The organism is Allobosea sp. 05T438 (genome assembly GCF_056396025.1).
The window spans coordinates 21,938-45,163 of sequence record NZ_JBFTKQ010000025.1 but is presented as its reverse complement, the minus strand read 5'-3'; the positions used below and the strand labels follow the sequence as shown (position 1 = coordinate 45,163).

Annotated in this window: 19 protein-coding genes; 10 read left to right on the top strand and 9 right to left on the bottom strand. The window is 64.6% G+C overall.

Annotated features, from left to right (window positions below; all coding sequences use genetic code 11):
- Nucleotides 1-456: 456 nt before the first annotated feature.
- From AC1DIN_RS26945 to AC1DIN_RS26915, 7 genes are all read right to left on the bottom strand, one after another.
- Nucleotides 457-1,938, bottom strand: a complete 1,482-nt coding sequence (locus AC1DIN_RS26945; protein ID WP_476811970.1) for a sensor histidine kinase — start codon at nt 1,936-1,938, stop codon at nt 457-459.
- A 488-nt stretch (nt 1,939-2,426) separates the two neighbouring features.
- Entirely contained in the window at nt 2,427-3,257 is an 831-nt protein-coding gene (locus tag AC1DIN_RS26940; protein WP_476811969.1) for a transposase, read from the bottom strand.
- Between the two features lie 352 nt (nt 3,258-3,609).
- Entirely contained in the window at nt 3,610-5,568 is a 1,959-nt protein-coding gene (locus tag AC1DIN_RS26935; RefSeq protein WP_476811968.1) for an FAD-binding monooxygenase, read from the bottom strand.
- 46 nt (nt 5,569-5,614) lie between these two features.
- On the bottom strand, nt 5,615-6,403 hold the full coding sequence (locus AC1DIN_RS26930; protein WP_476811967.1) for a class II aldolase/adducin family protein: 789 nt from the start codon (nt 6,401-6,403) through the stop codon (nt 5,615-5,617).
- Nucleotides 6,404-6,437: 34 nt separating this feature from the next.
- The gene (locus AC1DIN_RS26925) at nt 6,438-6,644 is read right to left on the bottom strand and encodes a hypothetical protein (protein ID WP_142020961.1); all 207 of its coding nucleotides are present in this window, start codon (nt 6,642-6,644) and stop codon (nt 6,438-6,440) included.
- Nucleotides 6,645-6,846: 202 nt separating this feature from the next.
- A complete protein-coding gene (locus AC1DIN_RS26920; protein ID WP_476811966.1) occupies nt 6,847-8,043 on the bottom strand; it encodes a Gfo/Idh/MocA family oxidoreductase in 1,197 nt (398 codons plus the stop codon).
- Between the two features lie 9 nt (nt 8,044-8,052).
- On the bottom strand, nt 8,053-9,012 hold the full coding sequence (locus tag AC1DIN_RS26915; RefSeq protein WP_476811965.1) for a PDR/VanB family oxidoreductase: 960 nt from the start codon (nt 9,010-9,012) through the stop codon (nt 8,053-8,055).
- 115 nt (nt 9,013-9,127) lie between these two features.
- Here AC1DIN_RS26915 and AC1DIN_RS26910 point away from each other — a divergent pair, with 115 nt between their 5' ends.
- From AC1DIN_RS26910 to AC1DIN_RS26900, 3 genes are all read left to right on the top strand, one after another.
- Nucleotides 9,128-10,462, top strand: a complete 1,335-nt coding sequence (locus AC1DIN_RS26910) for a Rieske 2Fe-2S domain-containing protein (RefSeq protein WP_476811964.1) — start codon at nt 9,128-9,130, stop codon at nt 10,460-10,462.
- A 131-nt stretch (nt 10,463-10,593) separates the two neighbouring features.
- Nucleotides 10,594-12,057, top strand: a complete 1,464-nt coding sequence (locus tag AC1DIN_RS26905) for an aldehyde dehydrogenase family protein (RefSeq protein ID WP_476811963.1) — start codon at nt 10,594-10,596, stop codon at nt 12,055-12,057.
- A 78-nt stretch (nt 12,058-12,135) separates the two neighbouring features.
- A complete protein-coding gene (locus AC1DIN_RS26900) occupies nt 12,136-13,923 on the top strand; it encodes a thiamine pyrophosphate-binding protein (RefSeq protein WP_476811962.1) in 1,788 nt (595 codons plus the stop codon).
- Between the two features lie 154 nt (nt 13,924-14,077).
- Here the strand turns inward: AC1DIN_RS26900 and AC1DIN_RS26895 are convergent, their stop codons facing one another.
- Complete coding sequence (locus AC1DIN_RS26895) at nt 14,078-14,593, bottom strand: MarR family winged helix-turn-helix transcriptional regulator (RefSeq protein WP_476811961.1); 516 nt, start codon at nt 14,591-14,593, stop codon at nt 14,078-14,080.
- Nucleotides 14,594-14,923: 330 nt separating this feature from the next.
- Between AC1DIN_RS26895 and AC1DIN_RS26890 the strand changes: the two genes are divergently transcribed.
- From AC1DIN_RS26890 to AC1DIN_RS26860, 7 genes are all read left to right on the top strand, one after another.
- Nucleotides 14,924-15,775, top strand: a complete 852-nt coding sequence (locus AC1DIN_RS26890; RefSeq protein ID WP_142020955.1) for an ABC transporter ATP-binding protein — start codon at nt 14,924-14,926, stop codon at nt 15,773-15,775.
- Between the two features lie 3 nt (nt 15,776-15,778).
- Entirely contained in the window at nt 15,779-16,534 is a 756-nt protein-coding gene (locus AC1DIN_RS26885) for an ABC transporter permease (protein ID WP_476811960.1), read from the top strand.
- A 133-nt stretch (nt 16,535-16,667) separates the two neighbouring features.
- Nucleotides 16,668-17,597, top strand: coding sequence for a LysR family transcriptional regulator (locus tag AC1DIN_RS26880; protein WP_476811978.1), 930 nt, complete (start codon nt 16,668-16,670; stop codon nt 17,595-17,597).
- Between the two features lie 122 nt (nt 17,598-17,719).
- Nucleotides 17,720-18,712, top strand: coding sequence for an ABC transporter substrate-binding protein (locus AC1DIN_RS26875; protein ID WP_476811959.1), 993 nt, complete (start codon nt 17,720-17,722; stop codon nt 18,710-18,712).
- Between the two features lie 101 nt (nt 18,713-18,813).
- Nucleotides 18,814-19,776 carry an ABC transporter substrate-binding protein gene (locus AC1DIN_RS26870; protein WP_476811958.1) on the top strand — a complete coding sequence of 321 codons (963 nt, stop codon included), beginning with the start codon at nt 18,814-18,816 and terminating at the stop codon, nt 19,774-19,776.
- Between the two features lie 42 nt (nt 19,777-19,818).
- A complete protein-coding gene (locus tag AC1DIN_RS26865; protein WP_476811957.1) occupies nt 19,819-20,631 on the top strand; it encodes an ABC transporter permease in 813 nt (270 codons plus the stop codon).
- A complete protein-coding gene (locus tag AC1DIN_RS26860) occupies nt 20,621-21,568 on the top strand; it encodes a DMT family transporter (RefSeq protein ID WP_476811956.1) in 948 nt (315 codons plus the stop codon). The genes AC1DIN_RS26865 and AC1DIN_RS26860 overlap by 11 nt, the downstream gene beginning before the upstream one ends.
- 510 nt (nt 21,569-22,078) lie before the next feature.
- Here the strand turns inward: AC1DIN_RS26860 and AC1DIN_RS26855 are convergent.
- Nucleotides 22,079-22,648, bottom strand: coding sequence for an inorganic diphosphatase (locus tag AC1DIN_RS26855; RefSeq protein WP_476811955.1), 570 nt, complete (start codon nt 22,646-22,648; stop codon nt 22,079-22,081).
- Nucleotides 22,649-23,226 lie beyond the last annotated feature (578 nt).

Sequence of the window (23,226 nt, the reverse complement as noted above, 5' to 3'; positions counted from 1 at the left end):
CAGTTCCTCAAATGAAAGATGGCCCGATCGCCTTCGGAGATCGGGCCGATCATCGTTGTCGCAGCGACGACGTTCAGACCGTTGTTTGGTTCCGCTCCATGCGCCTGATACACATCAGCTTATTGTCGGTATCGATCGAGGGCCTTTTCCTTCAGGTCTACCTCATCTTCTGCGACCGTGAACAAGGCCGCCACTAGGTAGGCCAGCCTCGTCCTCTCCTTCTCAGCAATCGCATCGGGAATGGCCGATCCGACGTCGTTCCATGGGCACCCAAAGCCGCCTGTGCCCGAGCGAAGTCAATGGGGTCATTCAACGCGGAGAATGACATCGCTCCTTCCTCCGCCAGGATTCTGCGTTAAGAAATCTAGCTCGCTGGCGGGGCGCTTCAAGAGCGTTTGCCAAAACGAAAAGGCGCCGCCAGCCGGCACCTGACGGACAGGCGCCAGCGCCCGAAGGTCAGGAGCCGGCTTCGCTGGCTCCTCCGTCGAGCGCGTGGAAGGGCGCATCGAGCGTGAAGATCAACCCGGCGGGCAGATAGACGCTGGCGGTGCCGGTCCGCACGGCCGGGAAGGAGCGTTCGATAAGCCGGGTGCCGAACCCCCTGCGTGATGGCGGCGTCACGGGCGGACCGCCGCTCTCCTGCCAGCGCAGCCGGAACTGCTTGACGCCCTCCATATCATCCACGCCCCAGTTAAGCGTGACGATGCCGGTCTGATTGGAGAGCGCGCCGTACTTCACCGCGTTTGTCGTCAGCTCGTGCAGGATCAGCGTCAGCGCGAGAGCGGCTTTCGGCCCGAGCACGACTTCGCCTCCCTCGATCCGGAAGCGCGCCGCATCGCCCTGAAGCGCTATGACGCTCCGCGCAATGTCGGCCACGCTCGCATCGGCGCGCCGGCCACCGACCAGTAGATCATGGGCGCGCGCAAGCGCCGCCAGACGGGCGCCGAAGATCTCGCGCGCCGCTTCGAGCGAGTGCGCATCGCGGAAGGTCTGGGAAGCCAGCGCCTGGACCATGGCCAGGGTATTCTTAACGCGATGCGCCAGCTCCTGCATGAGCAGGCGCTGCTCGGCCTCCGCCTCCTTGCGCTCGGTGACGTCGAGATGCGCTCCGACGAGTCGTATCGCCTTGTCGTCTGCATCGCGCTCGATCTGCGCGGTCGCCGAGATCCAGCGCACCGCCCCATCGGAAGGCCGGATGATGCGATACTCCGCCTGATATTCGGTGTCTGTCCCTTGCACCGCCGCGCGGAAATGGCTTTCGACCGCGTGCCGTTCCTCGGGATGGATGCGCCGGACCCAATCTTCATGCGTTTCCTGGGCCGCCTCGGGCGGCAGGCCATGGATCAGCAGATATTCCGGCGAGCGGCGGTTGCGGAAACCCGAGCGCAGATCCACCTCGAGCCCACCCACGCGGCCGATTTTCTGGACCTGCGCCAGCTCCTGCTCGCGCCGCCGCAGCGCCTGCTCTGCGTGCACGCGCTCCGTCGTCTCGGTGACGAGCGCAAGCACGCCCGCGACCTTGCCTGCCTCATCCAGCACAGGGCTGTAATCGACGTTCAGCCACACTTCTTCGGCCGTGCCGGTCCTGTAGAATACGAAGGGCAGGTCGCGATAGGAGGACGATTGCCCGGCGAAAACCTCCGCCATCACCGCCCGGTTGAATGCCTCGACCTCGGGCCAGGCTTCGAAGACGCTCATCCCGAGCGTGGCCGGGTGCCTGGCACCGGCAATGACCGAATAGGAGTCGTTGTAGAACATCAGCCCCCGCTCTCCCCAGAGCAGCGTCATCGCCGATGGCGACAGCAGGATCAGTTGCAGGGCATCGCGGAGATGAGGCGGCCAGCCGGATGGCGCCCCGAGCTCGGTTTCCTGGCCGGTCCAGCGCCGCAGCAGTGCCACGATCTCGCCCTGTCCGACGGGCCAGGCTCGCTGTTCCATGGTCGTATCCCCCAACCGACCAGAATGTGACGTCGCAAACCGTATCGGCCCGCAGCCGGCTGTGGCGGACATTCCAAGGCCGCCACAAGCGGCCTTCGAGCCCTCTCCAGAACGAGTAACAGGCACGACGGTTCCCGAGCGTGTCAAAAGACATTCCGGCCTGTCGATCTAGGGACCTCCGCGGCAAAAGCACTGGCGGCGACGGGCATCGAGGAGGTCGCTCGCTCGGCGCTGAGCAAGATCTGCGTCTGCCAGTCCCGGGCGAGCTCGGTTCGCTCGCGCCGGCCACACAACAGGTCATCGTGCGTCAATGTCTGCTTCCGGGCGATCATACAATATCTGGAGGTGGCGCTTTCACGCGGAAGCTAGCGCGCAGATTTCCCGGAACTTGCTCACATTAATAAGGTTTTAAGGTCGGCCTACTGAGGGTCGTTCGCAATCCGGGGGACTATCTGTGTATGCACAATCCCTATCTAAGTCAGCTTGGATCATATGTGCGAGCCTGCGAAACTTCCTGGAGGATTCACGTCGGGCGCTGGCATGGTTTGGGCGACGATTTCTGCGAAAGCCTCCAGATCGATTGGCTTGCCGAACAGGAAACCCTGGCCAAAGCGGCATCCCAAATCTCTCACCCGCGCGCACTCTTCGTGCGTCTCTATGCCTTCAGCGACGATCTGGAAGCCCAGTTCATCGGACAGGCGAATAATCGCTTCGACGATGATGGTTTTCGATCGGCTTTGCCCTAGGCCGCGGATGAAGCTGCTATCGATTTTGAGTTCGGTGATGGGAAGCTCCTCCAAGTAGCGCAGATTGGAGTATCCGGTTCCGAAATCATCGATCGAGAGGCCAACGCCGAGGTTTCGCAGGCGCGTCATGATGGAAATCATCGCGGGCGAAGTCTCCGCCATCTTGGTTTCCGTAAGCTCAAGGGTGATCCAACGAGGATCGACGCTGCTCGCCGAAATGACGTCGTTCACGAATTCGGGCATATCGCGATGGCTGAATTCGATGGCTGACACATTGATTGAGACGTTGAGCGCACGTTTGTTGGATCTCGGACTTGTCGCGGCAAACGCCTCGGCGCCGACAAGGTCCAAGGCGAGATCGGCGACGAGCTTGCGCAGCTTCGCGTTCTCGTCCTCGAGCTGCTTCAGCCGGCGCATCTCGGCCGGCAGCAGCCCCTCGTACTTCTTCTTCCAGTTGAAATACGTCGCCTGGTTGATCCCGGCCCGCCGGCAGATCTCCGCCACCGGAATCCCGTCCGCGCCCTGCTTCAGGATGAACGCCTTCTGGGCGTCCGAGAACTTCGAATCCTTCATCGTCTTCCGCTCCTCCCAGCCCATGGGAAACGACGCGGAAAACTCTAGCTCAAAGCGATCCAGTTTTAAGGGCTCAGATCACGAATGACGGTTTCAACGCCCTACGGTGACGGAATTCAACGCACCCATTCGTCTAAGCAATTGAATTATTTGAGTGCGCGGTGACAAACTCAGGCTCTCCTGACACAAGCCAAACTGGCCAGCCCGATCGAGTGATCCACTGAATATGCTAATTTAGCAGCTGGCGAGGGAAGCTTCCACGGGCTGCATCTGGCTGTCGCAGCGCAACTGGTGGCATTCGCGATCTTTGCGCTCCGGCGCCGCGGCTGGCGCAGAGCCATGCCCGCTTGACTCAGTTCACCTGCTCGATATCCGAAATGACGCCTTCGAAATAAGCCGCCAGCGCCGCGTAAGCATCCAGCGGCAGCACATGGGCGATGTATTGGTCTGGTCGCACGATCACAAGGCAGCCGCGCTCGCGGTCGATGCCACGCATGTCGAAGATGTCCTGGCAGGAGTGGAGATCGGGACAGAATATCTTCTCGTAGTCGCGCAGACCCAGGCGTCCTTTCCGGGGCAGAAGTAGCTCCGGCATCGCCTCCAGCTTGAGATCGCGATGCCCCTGTTGGACGATCGCACGCAAATCTATGACGGCGTCGACATCGTCCCCGGCCCGCCGGGATCGCCGGACCGGCGACGAGGGCGAATTCGCCAGGAAGTCACAGAGCGCACGCAACCGCGAAGACCGCGTTGCCGGATCGCTCCGATCTGCGAAAGCGTAGAGCCGCCATCGGCCATCGGCCAGCGCGACATGACCGAGTTGGACCGGCTTGGCATCGGCCAGACGCACCACCGGCGCGGAATGGAAGCGGGTGCCGATCGACAGCCCCCGGGCCAGATCGGCATACGTCGGCTCGCCTGTAAGCAATGACGGAGCGTAGCGGGTTGCCGTCCCGGCGGTATAGCGCCCGTGTCTGACGAAATAGGCCTGGACCTCCTTCGGGTCGACACCTTCGCTGTCCGATGCCGATGACTTCAAGGGCGCGCTGAGCATCTTCGCCCATTCACGATCGAAATCGATCAGCTCCCGCGCGATCGCCCGTCGTTCGGACGAATAGCTGTGCAGCAGTTCCGGCCCGGATCGCCTCTGAAGGACGGCCGCGAGTTTCCAGCCCAGGTTGAAGCTGTCCTGCATCGAGACGTTCATGCCCTGCCCCGCCTTCGGGCTGTGGGTATGGCACGCATCGCCGGCGATGAAGACGCAAGGCGGGCGGCCTTCCACCTCTTCGGCCGGCACATCATCGAACTTGTCGCAAAGGCGCTGCCCGATCTCATAGACGGAGCACCAGACAACCTCATGAACCTCGAATGCGTAGGGATGTAGGATACGTTGCGCCGCGGCGATCAGGTGCTCGACGCCGAAATTGCGGTTCGCGACCCGCTCATTTTCGCTGAGCTTGTCGAGCTCGACATAGATCCGGATCAGATAGCCGCCTTCGCGCGGGATGATCAGGATCGAACCCTCGCCGGCCGACTGGATCAACGCCTTCAACCGCACATCCGGGAAATCGGTCACGGCCAGCACGTCCATGACACCCCAGGCCTGATTGGCGGAATCGCCGTGCAAGGCGCGCCCGATCGCTTTGCGCACGGCGCTACGGGCGCCATCGCAGCCGACGACGTAGCGCGCCCGGACGGTCTCGATCTCGCCCTCCTGCCCAGGATCGAGACGCTCCAGTTGCACCGTCGCCCGATGCGGCGACGCGCCCGACCCGGCCGCGCTGCCTATATCGATCTGCAGATCAACCAGACGCCGCGAATAGCTCGGCTCCAGCCGTGTCGGCGCCTTGCGCATGACGTCAAGGAAGAAGTCATGCACCCGCGCCTGGTTCAGGATCACATGGGGAAATTCGGAGAGTCCGTCCTCGACGTCTTGGATCCGGCCATGGCGGATGATGTTCTCCGGCCGCTCCGCGTCGGGCTTCCAGAACGAAACCTCGTTGACCCAGTAGCTTTCCTTGAGAACCCGCTCGGAAAAGCCGAAGGCATGGAACATCTCGATCGTCCGGCATGCAATGCCGTCGGCCTGTCCGAGTTCCAGGGGCCCGCTCTTCTGGTCGACGATCCGGGTCTTGATATCGGGGAAGGCAGCAAGTTGCGCCGCCAGCGTCAGGCCGGCCGGCCCGCAGCCGACGATGAGGACATCGACCTCCGCCGGCATGGTCTCGAAGGTCGGGGGGTTCTCGCTGCCCTCGGGGCGTTCGGAAACGTTCGGATCGCCGGCCCGAAAGCCATTCAGATGAAACTGCATGGAGGCCACCCTCGGCGCTTTGGACGATTGATGCCAGCGAGACCGTTCAGCTTCGCCGGGCGCGCGCCTGTTCCAGCCACATCTCCCAGGGGCGATGAACCTGCGCTTCGATATTCGCAACGCAGGAGCGGCTTTCGCCCTCGGTGAGATAGGTTACCTCGCCGAGCTGCATCGCCTGCAACTGGTAGCGTGCATTAAGTTCGGCATAGACCGCGCGATAGACCGCCTGCTTGATCGAGCCGCCCACCACCGTCGAGCCATGCCCCCGCATAAGCACGATGTCGTGGCCGTCGAAATGTTCGGCCAGGGAGCCGCCGAGGTGGCTGTTGCTGATCAGGAGGTCGGTTGCGTCGCCACCGGCTTCGCGGATCTCGAAAACCGGCGCGCCCTGTCCGACGAAGCCGGCCATGTGGAACATCGCCCTTAGCCGCACCCCCTTCACGACGCTGAGCGGCACGATCGAATGTGAGTGGCTATGGACCACGGCCATCACATCGGGACGCCTGCGAAAGATCTCGGCGTGGATGAAGCGCTCGAGATAAACCCTGCGGCCGGCTGCGTTCACCGCCTCGCCGTCGAGCGAAAATTCAACGATGTCCTCGGCCGTGACTCCGCTCGGCGCCATGTTGCGGGCCAGCAGGAAACGGTCTGGGCGCTTGTCGTGCCGCACGCTGATATGGCCGAAAGCGTCGACGACGCCCTGGTCGAAGAGGATGTGATTGGCAGCGACGAGCTCCTCGATCATCTCCTGCGATGGGGAGACGGAGGCGTCGGCCGTATCGGCGACGTCGACCGCGATTGGATGATGATGTTCGCCATGATCTGACGCGCACATAGTTCGGTTCCTCCCAAAATCGCCGGTCGAGAGCCTAGCGTCGGTTGGCCGGCTCTTCCGGAGCCGGATTGTTCGCGGTGGAGGCTAGGATCGCGATGGTGTCCTGCTCCGCCGCAGCGGCGCTCTTATAGCGGGGCGCTGTGGTGACCAGCGGGCGCTCGGCATCGGCCGGATAATAGATCTCGATCGCGAAACGACCCGTGGCGTGGTCCTCGACAGGCTCGATGCGGATGAGCGGCATGGCGGATTCCCTGGCGGCGCGGCTGCTGTGCGTAGGCTGAACTAGACCGTGCGCCGCCTGGCCGGTCCAAGACAAAAAGGCTTCTCCTGCCAAGCATTTTCATGCCAGGCGGGACGATTTTACTGGCGGCCGGGCCCATGCTGGATCCGCTCGGGCCGAGCCGACCGGTCGGCAAACTCGTCTCCAGCTTTGGGATATCGGCTCAAGCCGCTGCGACCTGGTGGCGAAGGACGACCTCCCGTCCCCTACGCGCGGATTCAAGGATCGCGAGGCAGACTTCAAGTGTCGCCATGCCCCAGGCGCCGGAATGCAGAGGCGGAATGCCGCCCCTCGCCGCGGCATGGAGCTCGTCAACCACCTCGGCGCGCGGCACGGTTGGCGCCGGCACCGGCTCGAGCCAACGTTTGTCATCGGCATAGACCATCACGCCCTCAGCGAGGGGGCGCAGATCGGCCTGCTCGCAGCAGACCGTGATCGGCCCGAAGTGATTATGCGCGGCTGTCACGGGCGCCGCGACGGGGCTCTTCGCCACGCCATAGGTGCGGGTGTTCTTGAGCGCGGCTTCCTCCTCCGGCGTCGAGACCTGCGCCAACCCGCGCCGCGCGCTGCCATAGCTCTCCGGGTCGCGCCGCTGGCCCATCTCGCCGATCCAGCCGAGCTGCTCATCGCTGTCGTAGCGGCCATAGCCGCTATAGGTCAGCATCGCGCTGGCCCCGTCCTTGAAGACGAGGAACGCCTGGTAAGCTCCCTCGGTCGGGCGTGCCGGATCGAACCGTCCGGTGGTGGCCCGCACGGTCGCAACCTGCCCGCCGCCGAGCAGCCGGGCGATATCGACCTGATGGGCACCCTGGCTGAACACGACGCCGCCCCCTTGCGCGGTGTCGAGCTCTTCCGGACGGCGCGGCCGGTAAAGGAAATCGGTGTGGTTGGACGCCGTAATCATGCGCGCGCGGCCGAAACAGCCCGAACGAATCAGCTCCGCTGCCTTCAGATAAGGCGCGTCGAAGGAATGGCTGTGCCCGACCAGGAGATGCACGCCGCCGGCCTGCGCCGCCTCGATCATCGCCCGGCAATCGGCGAGGGTCAGGGCCATCGGCTTCTCGACGAGGACATGCTTGCCACGGGCCGCCGCGAGCCGGACATGGGCCACATGGAATTGGTGCGGCGAGGCGATGTAGAGCGCCTCGACCGCCGCGTCGTCGCAAAGCTGATCGACGCTATCGTAGCTGCGCGCGGGTTCACCGGGCCGCGAAAAATCGCTCTCGAACTGCCCACGCGCCTCCGCGCGCGGATCGGCGGCGGCGACGAGCCGCACGAGCGGATGATGCGCCAGCGTTGGCAGCATCAGCATGAAGGCGCGTCCCAGCCCGACGACACCCAGACGTAGCGGCTCATTCATTGCGGCCACCTAAAGGTCGAGCACGAGTTCGGCGGACTTCGCCCGCGACACGCAGATCATGATGTTGCGGGCGCGCTCGTGCTCGGCCAGCGCCAGGTCGCGGTGATCGGGCTCGCCCGAGACGAGCCGCGTCCTGCAGGTGCCGCAGGTGCCGCTCTCGCAGGAGGACGGCAACACCTTGCCGGCCTCGCGCAGCACTTCGAGGATCGACTTGTCGACCGGGACCTCGAAGCGCTCGCCGCTTTTCGCCAGCGCGACCGTGAAGGGGGTGTTGTCTTCCGGCCGGGCCTTGGCCGCACCGAAATCCTCGAAATGCACCGCCGACGACGACCAATGCCCGGTCATGTCGCGCACCGCCTCCATCAGGCCGCGCGGCCCGCAGCAATAGAGATGGGCGCCCTTCGGCTCCTCCAGCACCGGCCAGAGGTCATAGGCCTTCTCCGGATCGCCGCCGTCATGGTGGATCACCACCTTGCCGCGGAACTCCGGGCTCAGGAACTCGTCGCGGAAGGCCATCATCTCGGGTGAGCGCGTGAAATAGTAGAGCTTGAACGGCTTCGCCCGTGTCGCGATCAAATGCTTGATCATCGCGCGGATCGGCGTGATGCCGATGCCGCCGGCGATGAAGATATAGCTCGAGGGACCGGGCTTCAGCGCGAAGTCGTTCTTCGGCAAGGTGATCTCGATCTCGTCCCCGGCTTGTGTCTCCTCGATCAGGCTGATCGACCCGCCCCGGCCGCCGAGCTCCTTCTTGACGGCGATGACATAGTGGTCGGTCTCGTCGGGATCGTTGCAGAGCGAGTATTTCCGCACCTCGCCAGTGGGAACCCTGACGCCGAGATGCGCGCCCGGCGTGAATGGCGCCAGCGCAACGCCATTCACCGGGCACAGCTCGAACAGGCAGATGTCCTGCGCGACCATCTGCTTGTCCGCGATCGTGACCCGTAAGGTCGCTTTTTCCTCGCTCATGTTCGCCTCCGCCCGCCTCTCTCGACAAGGGCTTGAAACCGGAATAACTTAAGACTTAGATATCTAAGTAAATGGCGATTGGCTAGCCCCGACCGCACGACTGGAGGGATCGTCCGTGCTGACCCGTGAGGAAAATGAACTGCTCTGCCGCGTCGAGGGCGAGGCCCCAATGGGCGCGCTCATGCGGCGCCACTGGGTGCCGGCGCTGCTGTCCGAACAGCTCGTCGAGAGCGACGGCGCGCCGGTCCGTGTGCAGCTCTTCGGCGAGGACCTCGTCGCCTTCCGCGATACGGACGGGCGCATCGGCGTGCTCGGCGAGTTCTGCCCGCACCGCAAGGCCTCGCTCTTCTTCGGCCGCAACGAGGAATGCGGCCTGCGCTGCCTCTACCATGGCTGGAAGTTCGACGTGGACGGCAAGGTGCTGGAGATGGTCTCCGAGCCGGCCGAGAGCGGCTTCGCCGAGAAGGTCCAGCACAAGTCCTATCCGACGCAGGAGGCCGGCGGCTTCATCTGGGTCTATATGGGGCCGAAGGAGCTGATGCCGGCATTCGAGGCGCCGCCCTGGGCGCCGACGCCGGAGGCCAAGGTCTCGATCGTGAAGATCGACCTGCCCTGCAACTGGGCGCAGATCATGGAGGGGCAGATCGATTCCGCCCATTCCTCCAGCCTGCATTCATCGGACATGAAGCCTGCTCGCGTCACGACCGCCGGCGCCAACGCGACGCATTGGACGCGCCCCTCGACCGACAAGAACCCGCGCATCCAGGTCCAGCTCACAAATTACGGCTTCCGCTACGCCGCGATCCGCCGTCCGATCGTCAACGCCCAGACGCATGACTATATCCGGCTGACGGTCTTCGTCGCGCCCTTCGCGGCGCTGATCCCGCCGAACGCCTCCTACAATGTCGCGACCGTGATCGTGCCCAAGGACGACGTCTCCAGCTATTTCCACTTCATCGCCTGGGGCAATGACGACTGCATCGACCAGGAGAGCTGGCGCAAGTTCTGTGTGGCGCAGGTCGGCATCGATCTCGACAAGACCTACAAGCCCGTCCTGCGCAACAAGGCGAACGGCTATCTGCAGGATCGCAAGGCGATGAAGCTGGGCGACTTCACCGGCGTCCCCGGCATCCCGAATCAGGACATCATGATGTGGGAGTCGATGGGGCCGATCGCCGATCGCACCAGCGAGCGCCTTGGCGCCAGCGACATCGCCATCGTCCAGTTCCGCCGCGTCATGATCGATGCCGCTCGCAAGCACGCAGCCGGCGGCGAGCCGCTGGGACTGATAGAGCCGCATATCCCGCAGGCCAAATTGCGCTCCTACCAGGGCATCGTTCCCAAGAGCGAGGATTGGCGCAAGCTCGGCGCATCGAGCGAGGAGGTCGCCGTGCTCGACGGGCTGGAGCAGGACGAGACCGAAGCGGAAATGGCGGCCGCGCGGGGCTAGAAGACTCCACGCCTTCGCAATTGCGAAGAAGCTTTTCGGCATAGCCGCCAAAGCGGGAAAGTCTTTGAACGCCGGCCATGGCTGCGCGAGTGTTTGCGGCGACGACGCGCACCATCGCCATGAGATCCGCCATGCTCGACAAACCCGCACCGACAGGCCGCAGCCTCTATATCGGGGGAAGCTGGCGGCATCCGCTGTCAGGACGCTATGTCGCCACGCTCAATCCCGGCACGAACGAGGCGATCTGCGATGTCGCCGAGGCCTCATCCGCCGATGTCGACGCCGCCGTCGAGGCGGCGCGGGCGGGTTTCAGGATCTGGCGCCAGGTCCCGCCCCTCGAGCGTTGCCGCATCCTCAAGGCGATCGCCGTGGTGGTGCGTGAAAACGCCCGCGAGCTTGCCGCGCTCGACGCGGCCAATTGCGGCAATCCGGTGCGGGAGATGCTCGGCGACGCCGCGATCGCTGCCGCGCAGCTCGACTTCTTCGGCGGTCTCGTCACCGAGATGAAGGGCGACACCATCCCGATGGGGCCGGATGCGCTCAACCTCACGATCCGCCAGCCGCTGGGCGTGGTCGCCCGCATCCTCGCCTTCAACCACCCCTTCATGTTCTGCGCCGGCAAGATGGCGGCGCCGCTGGCCGCCGGAAACGCCGTCATCATCAAGCCGCCGGAACAGGCGCCGCTGTCCTCGCTCAGACTGGCCGAACTCGTCGGCGGCCTGCTCCCGGAAGGCGTGTTCGGCGTCATTCCCGGCGGGCGGGAGGCCGGCGCCGCGCTGGCGAACCATCCCGGCATCGACAAGGTCGCGCTCATCGGCAGCGTCCAGGCCGGCCGCGCCGTGATGAAGGCCGCGAGCGACACGATCAAGCCGGTCCTGCTCGAACTCGGGGGCAAGAACGCGCTGATCGCCTATGCGGATGCCGACCCGGAGCGCGTCGCCGCAGCGGTCGTCGCCGGCATGAACTTCACCTGGTGCGGCCAGTCCTGCGGCTCGACCAGCCGCGCCTTCATCCACCGCGACATCTACGAGGCGGTCCTCGCCGGGCTGCCGGCGAGGCTCTCCGGCTACGTGCCGGGCATTCCGACCGACGAGGCCACCACCATGGGCGCGATCGTCAGCCGGACGCAGCATGCGCGCATCCTCGATTTCATCGCCTCGGCGAAGGCCGAAGGGGCGCGACTGGTCTATGGCGGCGGCGTGCCGGACGATCCCCACCTCGCCAAGGGATTCTATGTCGAGCCGACGATCTTCGCCGATGTGACACCGCAAATGCGGATCGCGCGCGAGGAAATCTTCGGGCCGGTCCTCTCGGTCCTCCCGTGGAGCGACGAGGCGCAGATGCTGCAGACGGTCAACGCCGTCGAATATGGGCTGACCTGCTCGATCTGGACCAATGATCTCGTCAAGGCGCATCGCACTGCGATGGCGGCGGAAGCCGGCTTCGTCTGGATCAACGAGGTCGCCAAGCATTTCCTGGGCACGCCCTTCGGCGGCTGGAAGCAGTCAGGCATCGGCCGTGAGGAATGCCTCGGCGAGCTCATCGCCTTCACCCAGGAAAAGAATATCCATGTCAGCCTGAAACTGCCGGGCTGACGCTCCAGACGCGCGCGCGATCGCTGCCTCGCTCAGGCGGTCGCGCGCGTTCCCAACAAGCCTATTCGGGGAAACGCCATGAACGACCTGACGCTTTCCGGCATCGATGTGCCCGTGGCATCGAGCGACAACGGCATCTGGGGCAGCGACGTCGTCGCGCAGATGCTGCGCGCGCTCGATATCCCCTATCTGGCGCTGAACCCCGGCTCCAGCTTCCGCGGCCTACATGACAGCCTCGTCAACCATCTCGGCAACCAGCAGCCGCAGATGCTGCTCTGCCTGCACGAGGAGCATGCCGTCGCGATCGCCCATGGTTACGCCAAGGTCACGGGCAAGCCGATGGGCGTCATCCTGCACAGCAATGTCGGCCTGATGCATGGCGTGATGGCGGTCTACAACGCCTGGTGCGACCGCGTGCCGATGCTGATCCTGGGCGCGACCGGGCCTGTCGACGCGGCCGAGCGCCGGCCCTGGATCGACTGGCTGCACACGGCAAAGGATCAGGGCGCCCTCATCCGGCCCTATGTGAAATGGGACGACCAGCCCGTCTCGGTCGCCGCCGCGATCGACTCGCTGATCCGCGCGACCAACCTGACGCGCAGCGCGCCGCAGGCCCCGACCTATGTCTGCCTCGACGTATCCATGCAGGAGAAGCGGCTCGAAGAGATGCCGCCGCTGCCGGACCCCAAACGCTTCGCCGTCGCCTCGCCGAGCGTCCCCCCCGCTGCGGAGATCAACCGGGCGGCGGAATTACTGCGCAACGCCAAGGCGCCGCTCATCTTGTTCGGCCGCATGTCGCGCGATGAAACCGATTGGGGCCGCCGCGTCGCGCTGGCCGAGCATCTCGACGCCGCCGTGCTGACCGACATCAAGACGGCGGCCACCTTCCCCACCGACCATCGCCTGCACGCGGCCAAGCCATCCTTCTTCCTCGACGCGCAGGCGGGCGAGGCCATTCGCGCCGCCGACGTCATCCTCGCCTTCGACTCGATCGACCTCGGGGGCACCTTGCGCCAGGCCGCCGGTCCGCTGTCGGCGCAGGTGATCAGCGTTTCGCTGGACCATCATCTGCACAATGGCTGGAGCATGGATCATCAGGCGCTGGCGCCGGCCGACCTGCATCTCGCCGCCGATCCCGACGCAACCATGCATCTGATCGCCGATGCGCTCGGGGTCGGACCCGGCACGGCGCCGGCCATTCGCCCGACATTGCCCGCGCTGGCCTTCGACGGGGAAAGCCCGCTGGATGTCGTGTCGCTTGCCGCAGCCCTGGGCGAGGCGTTGCGGGACGAAGTGATCAGCCTCGTTCGCCTGCCGCTCGGCTGGGCGACGGAGTCCTGGCATTTCCGGCATCCGCTCGACTATCTCGGCATCGATGGCGGCGCCGGCATCGGCTCGGGACCCGGCATGCTGATCGGCGCCGCGCTGGCGCTCAAAGGGTCGGGCCGTTTGCCCGTGGCGGTCCTGGGCGACGGCGACACCATGATGGCGGCCTCCGCGCTGTGGACGGCAGCGCATTACAAGCTGCCCTTCATCGCGATCGTCTCGAACAACCGCTCCTTCTTCAACGACGAGATCCATCAGGAGCGCGTCGCCAGGCAGCGCCAGCGCCCGGTCGAGAACAAATGGATCGGCCAGCGCATCGATGGGCCCGATATCGACATCGCGGCCATCGCCACTGCGCAGGGGCTCTTGGGCATCGGTCCGATCAAGACGGTGAACGACCTATGCGATGCGGTCGCCGAGGCTGTGAAGGCCGCCAAGGCCGGCGCCTCGGTTCTGATCGATGCCCGCGTCATGCCGGGCTACAACCCCGCAATGACGGCTGGCCTGACGCGCCATGCCGGCGAAAAGCCGAAGGACTAAAACCAGCTGCGTTTCCAGGGAAGTACGGGTCATCCCGGACGCTGCGAAGCGGAGGTCCGGGATCCATGCCTGAGCCTTTGCCGGTAGCGCTGAGGCATGGATCCCGGGTCAAGCCCGGGATGACGGCATGGTTCTGCTCTAAAATCAGCAGACTCTAGAACTGGGTAGGCGACTCTGGCAGCCCCGGCCCATCCGGCACATCGGCGAGATTGCGCTGGACTGCGGCGAGATAGCCGAGAAAGCGGGCTCGATCGTCCGGCGAAAAGCCGGCGGTCGCTCTCTGAACCACCTCCTGCGCCATCGGCAGCAGGGCAACCTCGAGCGCCCGCCCCTTCGGCGTCAGCAGGACGTGCAGCTTGCGCCGATCCTGCGGGTCGCGTTCGCGGCTGATGAAGCCAGCCTTCTCCATAGCTGCCAGCGCGGTCAGTGTCGTCGGCTCCATCGTACCGATCCGGCGGGAGAGCTCGCGCTGCGTCAGCCCGTCCTCCTGCCAGAGCGCGCGCAGGAAATACCACATGCCGGTGGTGACGCCGTGCGGCTCGATCTTGCTCTGCAGGTAGCGCTGCGTCGCGCGGTTCGCCATCCGCAACTGGTAGCCCACGCTGCCTTCGAAGGGCAGTTCCCGCGGTTCCGCGATCGGCTCGCCCTTGTCCTCCGCTATGCTCGCCACGGTCGCTCGCGTCTCCGGCTGCCTCGGGAACAGTATAGGCCGCAACCCGACAGCCGATAGAGTGTCCGGGAACATCCGCGCCCATCGCGAAAAGTTTGTCAGGCCAAGCAAGATAATCTTGGACCTGACCGGTAGCGCTTCACTATCGTTGCGGTCGCGTCGGCTGCGAACAGCAACCAAGACGGCTGCGCGAGGGAAGAACGACATGCCGCCGACTCCGTCGGTCCTCGATCCTATCCGGCGCCCGCGCGCCGCGCATCGGCCGCTTGCGAAGGCTGCCGGGCGAAGGTCGGGGCGATGAGCGATGGCCAGCCAGGGGATGAGCGCGCAATGCCCGCTTCGGCCACCAAATTGCGTCTAGCCGAGACCGTGAAAGAGGCCGACCTGGTCATCGACCGCGTGACGATGCGGTTCCAGACGCGCGAGGGCGTCGTCACCGCCGTCGACGACATGTCGTTCTCGGTCGAGCGCGGCGAATTCGTCTCGATCATCGGCCCGTCCGGATGCGGCAAATCGACCGTCTTCAACATCCTGGGCGGGCTGGTGCGCGGCTATGAGGGCCAAGTCAGCGTCGGCGGCGACCTGATCTCGGGCCCGCACCCCTCGATCGGCATGGTCTTCCAGGAGGAATCGACCTTTCCCTGGCGGACCGTGCTCGACAACGTCGCCTTCCCGCTCGAGGTCAAGGGTGTGCGCAAGGCCGAGCGCTACGAGACGGCGCGGCGCTTCATCGACATGGTCGGCCTGAACGGCTTCGAGCAGCGCTATCCCGCCGAGCTTTCCGGCGGCATGCGCCAGCGCGTCGCCATCGCCCGCACGCTGGTGTTCGAGCCCAAGATCCTGCTGATGGACGAGCCCTTTGCCGCGCTGGACGAGCAGACCCGCCTCCTGCTCGGCGACAAGGTTCTCAAGATTCAGGAAGAGCTGAAGCAGACCACCCTGCTGATCACGCACAACATCACCGAGGCCGTGCAGCTCTCCGATCGGGTCATCATCATGACCTTCCGCCCCGGCAAGGTGAAGCGCATCGTCGACATTCGCCTGCCACGGCCGCGCACGGGCGATGTCGTCGGCAGCGAGGCCTTCGGCCGCCATGTCGCGGAGATCTGGAACGATTTGCGCGAGGAAGCCTCGCGCGGCATGGCCGAATCCGAGGCCGGCGCCCGTCGCAGGGGGGCCTGAGCCATGTGGCTCACCAGAATCCCGCCGCTCGCAATCGGCTTCGCCACGGTCGCCCTCGGCCTGGGCGTCGTCGAGATCCTGCTGCTGCTGGGCGTGCTCAACCAGTATGTGATCCCGCTGCCGTCGACCGTCCTCGGCAGCTTCGGTCGGCTCTTCGCCGAGGAGCAGTTGCTGGAGCGGCTGACGAGGACCGGAGGCGAAGCTTTGACCGCGAGCATCCTGGTCGCCATCGTCGGCGTCGCGCTCGGCGTGCTCTTGTACAAGGCCCGCATCCTCGCGCTCGCGACCGAATCCTGGGTGGCAGGCATTGCCGCCGCGCCCGTAGTGCTCGCCTACCCGCTCTTCCTCGTCATCTTCGGGCGCAGCACCGTCACGATCATCGCGATGGGCTTCGTTGCCGGCATCGCGCCGGTCATTCTCAAGACCCTGGAAGGGCTGAAAGGCGTCAGAAAGAGCCTGATCAATGTCGGGCTCAGCTACAACCTGACCCCCGCGCAGCAGTTCTGGAAGATCGAATTCCCCGCCGCGATCCCGACGATCTTCGTCGGCGTGCGCCTCGGCCTCGTCTTCGCGCTGATCAACCTGATCGGCGTCGAGTTCCTCATCAATTTCGGCGGCCTCGGCCAGCTCATCAATGATCTCGCGGAACGCTATGATCTCGCGGGTGTTTTCGCAACGATCGTGTTCGTCATCCTCGTCAGCGTCGTGATTTTTGCGGTGCTCGAGCGCATGGAGCGCTGGTTCCGGCCAGGGCGCTGAACGACAAGCTGCACGGATGGCAAACCGGCCCGATCGAGACTGGAGCGGGCCGTCCGCCACTCGCCCCACGCCTTGTCCCGCTGGCTGAAGCGCCGCATGATGGGCTTCAAGAAAAAACGCCCGGGAGGCCGCGATCAATCTCCGCCAGCTCCGCTATTTCGTCGGGATCGCCGAAGTCGGGAACATCACTAAGGCCGCCGAGCAGCTCAATGTCGCGCAACCCGCTTTGGGTCTGCAGATTCGTCAGCTCGAGCAAGATCTTCAGACCGAGCTTCTGCTGCGCCATTCGCGTGGCGTCGTCCTGACCCAGGCCGGAGAACTCCTGCTCGAGCGCGCGCGGCGCATCCTGCAGGAGGTCGGGGACGCAAAGCGCGACGTCCGGGCGCTGGCCGGCAACGACCAGGAAATGCTGACGATGGGCCTGACGCCGAGCATCATGCTCCAGATCGGCCCCGATTTGCTGATCGACGCCAAGAACGGCATGCCCTCGGTCTCGCTCAGCCTGGTCGAGGAGCTGAGCCATGTTCTCATCGCCGCGATGGAGCGCGGCGAGCTCAATGCCGCCTTCGCCTATGGCGTCGACGAGCCACGCCCGGGGATCGAGCGGACCGCGCTGTTCGAGGAGGAGCTGATTCTCATCAGACCGGTGGGCGACGGGCCGCTGCCGGAGACGGTGACCCTCGCGGAAGCCCTGAGCCACGATCTCGTGCAGGCCGGCGAGCGCGACATGGTCCAGCGCCTGCTCAGGGCGGCGGCCGAGAAATTCTCGCTGCCGCTGCGCATCGTCTACGAGGCGCAGTCCATCCCGGCCATGCGTGCGCTCGTCGTGCGCGGCGTGGCGGCGAGCATCATACCCTATGGAACGGCCATCGAGGAATTGCGGGCCGGAAAGCTCGCCATGCAGCGCATCTCGGACCTGCCGCCGAAGCGGACGCTCTACCTGATCAGGCCCAGCGGCGCACCGGTCCTCCGTCAGCAGGAGGCGGTCGACCGCTTTTTCGATTCGGTCACCGACCACCTGCTCGAATCCCTGGGCACGCTCGCGCGTCGCGTCGGCACCTGAAACTTCTGCCATACGGCGCGCGTCTTGTTCTCATTTCGCGGAAGTCTTTGTGCCCTCGCCCAGCGCGGCGCACTCTCCCGCAAAATGATGGCGCGCCATGTCGCGCCGGCTGGGAGGAATGCGTGTCCGATTTGCGCCTGTCCATCGCCATCGGCGACTATGATCGCAACCGCCCGCTCATCGACGGAGCGGTCCAGATCGACGGTGTCGACCCCGTCTTCATGAAGCTGGTGCCGGAGGAGATCTTCTTCCGCGCCTTCCGCCATGCCGAGTTCGACGTCTGCGAGGCCTCGCTCTCCAGCTTCACCCTCAAGACGGCGCGCGGCGACAACCCCTATGTCGGCGTGCCCGCCTTCCTGTCGCGGGCCTTCCGCCACACCGGCATCTTCATCAGGACCGATCGCGGCATCGCCCGCCCCGAAGATCTGCGGGGCAAGCGTATCGGCTGCCCGGAATACCAGCTCACGGCCTGCGTCTGGATCCGCGCGATCCTCGAAAGCGACTATGGCGTCAAGCCTTCCGAGGTGACCTGGGTCCGGGGCGGCCTGGAGCAGCCTGGCCGCGCCGAGAAGATCAGCGTTGAACTGCCGCCGGAAATCACGGTCGTGCAGGCACCGGCCGATCGCTCGCTCAACGGGATGCTGATGGACGGCGAGATCGACGGCTATATCGGGCCGCGCTCGCCGCCGGCCTTCGAGGCCGGCCATCCCAAGATCGCGCGTCTCTTCCCGGACCCGACAGCCGCCGCCGCGGACTATTTCCGCCGCACCCGCATCTTCCCGATCATGCATGTGCTCTGCGTGCGCCGCAGCATCGTCGAGGCGCAGCCCTGGCTGCCGGCCGCCTTGCTGAAGGCCTTCGAGCAGTCGAAGGCGGCTGCGCTTGCCAAACTCGCCGACACTTCCGCTACCAAGGTCACGCTGCCCTTCATCGAGGAACAATTGCAGGCGGCCCGCGCCCTTATGGGGCAGGATTTCTGGTCCTATGGTGTCAGCCCCAACCGGCATACGCTGGAGGCGTTCCTCGAGGCCCATCACAGCCAGGGGCTGTCCGCTCGGCGGCTTTCGGTCGAGGAGCTCTTTCATTCCAGCACGCTGGAGGCCTTCAAGATCTGACATAGGCGGATGACCGCCGGACTTTCCACTTCGCCGCAGAAGCGAAGGCAAGACGACGAAAAGCCAGCCGCACCGAGCTGGCGATACGGGAGGACAGGATTGTGACATTCAAGACGGTTACGTTAACGCTCGCGGCGCTCGGCTTTGCGCTGTCGTTGGCGCAGGAGGCCGCCGCCCAGGACAAGCTCAAGTTGGCGATCGGCCAGCGCGGCAACTGGGACACCTCGATCTCGGAGGTCGGTACCAGGCTCGGCATCTTCAAGAAGCACAATCTCGAGCTCGAGATGCTCTACACCCAAGGAGGAGGCGAGACCCAGCAGGCCGTGCTCTCCAACAGCGTCGATATCGGCGTTGCCGGCGGCATCATGGGCGCGCTCTCAGCCTTTTCGAAGGGCGCTCCGATCCGCATCATCGGCGGGGAGACCACCGGCGCGAAGGATCTCTACTGGTATGTCAAAAGCGACTCGCCGGTGAAGACGCTGAAGGACATGGAGGGCCGCACGGTCTCCTATTCGACCAACGGCTCCTCGACCCATGGCGTGGTCAATGCCTTCGTCAAGGAGAACAATCTCAAGATCAAGCCGACGGCGACCGGAGGTCCGGCGCCGACGCTGACCCAGGTGATGTCCGGCCAGATCGATGTCGGCTGGGCGGCGCCACCCTTCGGCCTGCCGCAGCTCGACAAGGGCGAAATCCGCGTCGTCGCGACCGGCAACGACTCCTCGACCTTCAAGAACCAGACGGTCCGCCTGCTGATCGTCAACACCGCCACACTGCAGAACAAGAAGGCGCTGATCGACCGCTATATGGCCGCCTATCGCGAGACCATCGATGCGATGTATTCCAGCGACGCCGCGATCAAGGCCTATGCCGATTTCGTCGGCATCCCGGAGGCCATCGCCAGGCGCACGCGGGACGACTTCTTCCCCAAGGAAGCGCTCAACCCCGACAAGATCGTCGGCCTGGGCGAAATCGTTCCCGACGCGGTTGCGCTCAAATACACCGCCCAGCCCCTGACCAAGGAACAGCTCGGCGAGCTGATCCAGATCCCACCGCGCAAATGAGCCCGTCTCCCGGCGGCCCCATCGACCAGGAGTGATGGCGCGATGACCACAGCGATCCTCGGGCGGACAGATGCCCGCCCGGCAAAGATGAGCCAGGCGCGAGCCGTGCTGCTGACGCGGATCGGCATCATCGTCGCGATTCTGGCGCTCTGGGAGGTCACGGCGCGCTCGGGGCTGCTCTATCGCGACGTCGTGCCGTCGCTGCTCCTCATCGTCGGCGCGCTCGCCCATCTCCTGATCGAGCCGAGCTTCTATGCCAATCTCGGCGTTACCGCGGGCGAGGTCGCGCTCGCCATCCTCATCGGTGGCGGCGCAGGGGTCGCCGTCGGCATCCTGCTCGGGAGCAATCGCTTCCTGCAGCGTGCCTACGAGCCGCTGCTGCACTATCTCGGGCCGACTCCGAAGATCATCTTCTTTCCGCTCCTGATCATGTGGTTCGGTGTCGGGCCGGGCTCGAAGGTCGCGATGGGAGCGCTATCCTCGTTCTTCCCGGTCGCGATCAGCGTCGCCGCCGCGATGCGCGAGATCGATACCGTGCTGATCCGGGTCGGCATCAGTTTCCGGCTCAATGTCGGCCAGATGATCGCGAAGATCTATCTGCCGGCGATGCGCGCCCCGGTCATCAACGGCCTGCGCATCGGGCTGGGCGTCGCGATCATCGGCACGCTGCTGGCGGAGACCAAATTATCCAATCAGGGGCTGGGCTATGCGGTGATCCAGACCTACGCGACCTTCGACATGCCGCGCATGTACGCCCTGCTGATCGTCGTCTTCCTGCTGGCCGTTGGCGTGAACGCGGTGCTCGGGCGCTATGTCGAGCTGCGCGCCACCCGGCGGCATTCCGATGCGCACTGAACCTGCCGGCGGCCCTGCCCTCACCGCAAGGCAACAGGCTGGGCTGCCCGCCTCGGCCTATTGGCTGGCGGTGCTGCCGCCTCTGTTCTGGTCGGGCAATTTCCTGATCGCGCGGCTGATGCGCGACGCGATCCCGCCGGTGCAGATGTCGTTCTGGCGCTGGAGCCTGGCGCTGCTCATCCTGGCTCCGTTCTGCTGGCGGCCCATCGCCGACTCCTGGCCACGCGTCCGCGGCAACATGCCGTTCCTGGCGCTGCTCGGCGCGATCGGCGTGACCGCGTTCAACTGCTTCGTCTATGCAGCGCTGCACTACACGTCGATAGCCAACGCGGCGCTGGTCAATTCCCTGCTCCCCGTCGTCACCTTCCTGCTGGCCTATCTCATCCTGAGGGAGACGCTGAAGCCACGACAGCTCGCCGGCATCTCGCTCTCGCTCTGCGGGGCCGTCCTGGTGATCGGCCGGGGAGACCCGACCAGGCTCGCCGGGCTCGCGCTCAACGGCGGCGACCTCCTGGTCTTCGCCGGCATGAGTTGCTGGGCGCTCTACACCGTGCTGATCCGCTGGCGGCCGGCAGGGCTGCCGCCGATCGCGCTTCTCGGCGTCACCGTCTGCTTCGGCGTCCTCTTCCACCTCCCGGGCGTCGCATGGGAATACAGCACGCAGGGCGGCTTCGCGCCGACCGCGGCGATTGCCGGAGCGCTCCTCTATTTCGCGATCTTCCCCTCGGTTCTGGCCTATATCTTCTGGAACCGCTCGGTCGCCACGCTCGGCCCCGGTAAGACCGGCATGTTCATGCACCTTCTGCCACCGAGCAGCGCGCTGCTCGGCTTCGTCGTGCTCGGCGAGACGATCACCTGGTTCCACCTCGCAGGCTTCGCCATCATTACCGTCGGCATTTGGCTCGTCACTGCCGCGCCGCGCGGAACTGGATCGTAGCTGCGCTCAATCATTCGCATAGCAGTCTGCTCAAGAACAAACGTTCCTGACGACGCCTGGAACCAACTCCAACTGCTCGGCTGCCGACCTCAGTGGACTGGCCTGCTGCAGACATTCCGGACGTCGGCTTTGGCCAATTTCGGAAGCTGCCCCTTCCCAGAGACGGACCGAAGCTCAGCTGACGCAGGTCGCCTGCCTACAGCACAGAGGTCTGGTTGCGGAAGCACTTTGCCTTAACTGCGGCACTTTCAGCTTAAACGCCGCCACACCCGTATTAAAATATTTCAAGGGGTTATGAGGTGCTTTGATTGTCAGTGCGGCAAACTTCGCCTTTCCCAACAGACACGTCTACGCTTCGCGCACACGGTTTATTCCGACCTCGCTGCTCACCCATTCTGATCGGAGGTCGTGGCCCATTGTAACCGCCTTCGCATTGGTGCGGCGCGGTGGACTGACAGCAGACCTCCCGACGTGAGGCCGACCGCGCTGTCATGAGTTGGGCGCGCCGTGCTACGGGCGCGCGCTTGGCTTCCGGCTCGCTTTGCGAATTAGCGCGAGGGCTCGTTTTGCTTTTCTCACTCCAAGAACTCGCAATTGCTTATGCTCAAGCTGAGCCTTGTTTTCCCAGAAAGATTCCAGATTCTTGATGAAGGTCGATTCGATGTCGCTCAGTTTGCGAATATTTTCATAGAGATACGACTCTGTCGCGACACCTACGATGCGATCGTTGCGCTCGACGATACCGTTTTCAATCTCTTCGATCTCGAGAACCCCAAGTACCCTGATCTCCACCACGCCGCCGAYGATGCCRGGTTCATCCATGAGGATCATCACATCCATCGGATCGCCATCGTCGCAATGAGTAGAGGGAATGAACCCGAAATCGAGTGGAAAACTTTGACCTTCAGGCAGCAATTTCTTCAACGAGAAGACGCCTGTCTTCCGATCGTAGTCGTATTTGCTTCGCCGTCCCTTTGGGGTCTCGATGACTGCGCGACAGGTGCGATGGGCCTTATCCAGAAGCTTCGGCAGTCGAGTCAAATCGTGTTTCATCGCAGCTTCTCCCGTCAGGCTTTGCATGGCTGCTCGAGTTTTGCCGGCTCGCTCGAGTGGGCAACCGGATTGGTCTGCTTGGCCTATTCGGTGCGAGACGCCTCAGCGGTATCTTGGATTAGGGCCTGCTCGTTGTTCGCCCTCGACGTCGAGGTGCCTGGGGCGAGGCTCTGTATTAAGCCCCCCGCGCCGACGAGCGTCCGTCACCAACTGGGGTTTTTCTTAATTCCAACTCGTGGACTTCGGCGACCGGAAAGACCCGCTCGATTGCTTCCGGAATGCCTTCTCTGACGTTCGAAAATTCCCAGACCCAAGGGGCTGATTACCGAGCTGTCGTGAGAGGCATATGAGTGTCCTCCGAAGCGTTGCTCGCATAATTCCCACCGCAGTCGGTCGGTTCGGCAGACAACTGAGGACGAAATTCTGGTGCACGTATTCAACGTAGTTCGCAACAGGCGGTTCCGTTGTCTGCCCCCGGTCTTGCAGCATGGCAGGAGCCGAGGTGCACAGTTGGCCGCGAACACATCCACGGCAAGGGCCCGCATCCACGGCGTTTTGATCAGGGCGGCTATCGTGTTTGTTCTAGCCGCGGTTGTGGTGCTGCC

What these genes read in the sequence shown, in the direction of transcription:
- AC1DIN_RS26920 (WP_476811966.1), bottom strand. Translation starts at nt 8,043, where the DNA reads ATGAATGAGCCGCTACGTCTGGGTGTCGTCGGGCTGGGACGCGCCTTC.
- AC1DIN_RS26905 (WP_476811963.1), top strand. Translation starts at nt 10,594, where the DNA reads ATGCTCGACAAACCCGCACCGACAGGCCGCAGCCTCTATATCGGGGGA.
- AC1DIN_RS26865 (WP_476811957.1), top strand. Translation starts at nt 19,819, where the DNA reads ATGACCACAGCGATCCTCGGGCGGACAGATGCCCGCCCGGCAAAGATG.
- AC1DIN_RS26925 (WP_142020961.1), bottom strand. Translation starts at nt 6,644, where the DNA reads ATGCCGCTCATCCGCATCGAGCCTGTCGAGGACCACGCCACGGGTCGT.
- AC1DIN_RS26890 (WP_142020955.1), top strand. Translation starts at nt 14,924, where the DNA reads ATGCCCGCTTCGGCCACCAAATTGCGTCTAGCCGAGACCGTGAAAGAG.
- AC1DIN_RS26900 (WP_476811962.1), top strand. Translation starts at nt 12,136, where the DNA reads ATGAACGACCTGACGCTTTCCGGCATCGATGTGCCCGTGGCATCGAGC.
- AC1DIN_RS26915 (WP_476811965.1), bottom strand. Translation starts at nt 9,012, where the DNA reads ATGAGCGAGGAAAAAGCGACCTTACGGGTCACGATCGCGGACAAGCAG.
- AC1DIN_RS26940 (WP_476811969.1), bottom strand. Translation starts at nt 3,257, where the DNA reads ATGAAGGATTCGAAGTTCTCGGACGCCCAGAAGGCGTTCATCCTGAAG.
- AC1DIN_RS26885 (WP_476811960.1), top strand. Translation starts at nt 15,779, where the DNA reads ATGTGGCTCACCAGAATCCCGCCGCTCGCAATCGGCTTCGCCACGGTC.
- AC1DIN_RS26930 (WP_476811967.1), bottom strand. Translation starts at nt 6,403, where the DNA reads ATGTGCGCGTCAGATCATGGCGAACATCATCATCCAATCGCGGTCGAC.
- AC1DIN_RS26860 (WP_476811956.1), top strand. Translation starts at nt 20,621, where the DNA reads ATGCGCACTGAACCTGCCGGCGGCCCTGCCCTCACCGCAAGGCAACAG.
- AC1DIN_RS26945 (WP_476811970.1), bottom strand. Translation starts at nt 1,938, where the DNA reads ATGGAACAGCGAGCCTGGCCCGTCGGACAGGGCGAGATCGTGGCACTG.
- AC1DIN_RS26935 (WP_476811968.1), bottom strand. Translation starts at nt 5,568, where the DNA reads ATGCAGTTTCATCTGAATGGCTTTCGGGCCGGCGATCCGAACGTTTCC.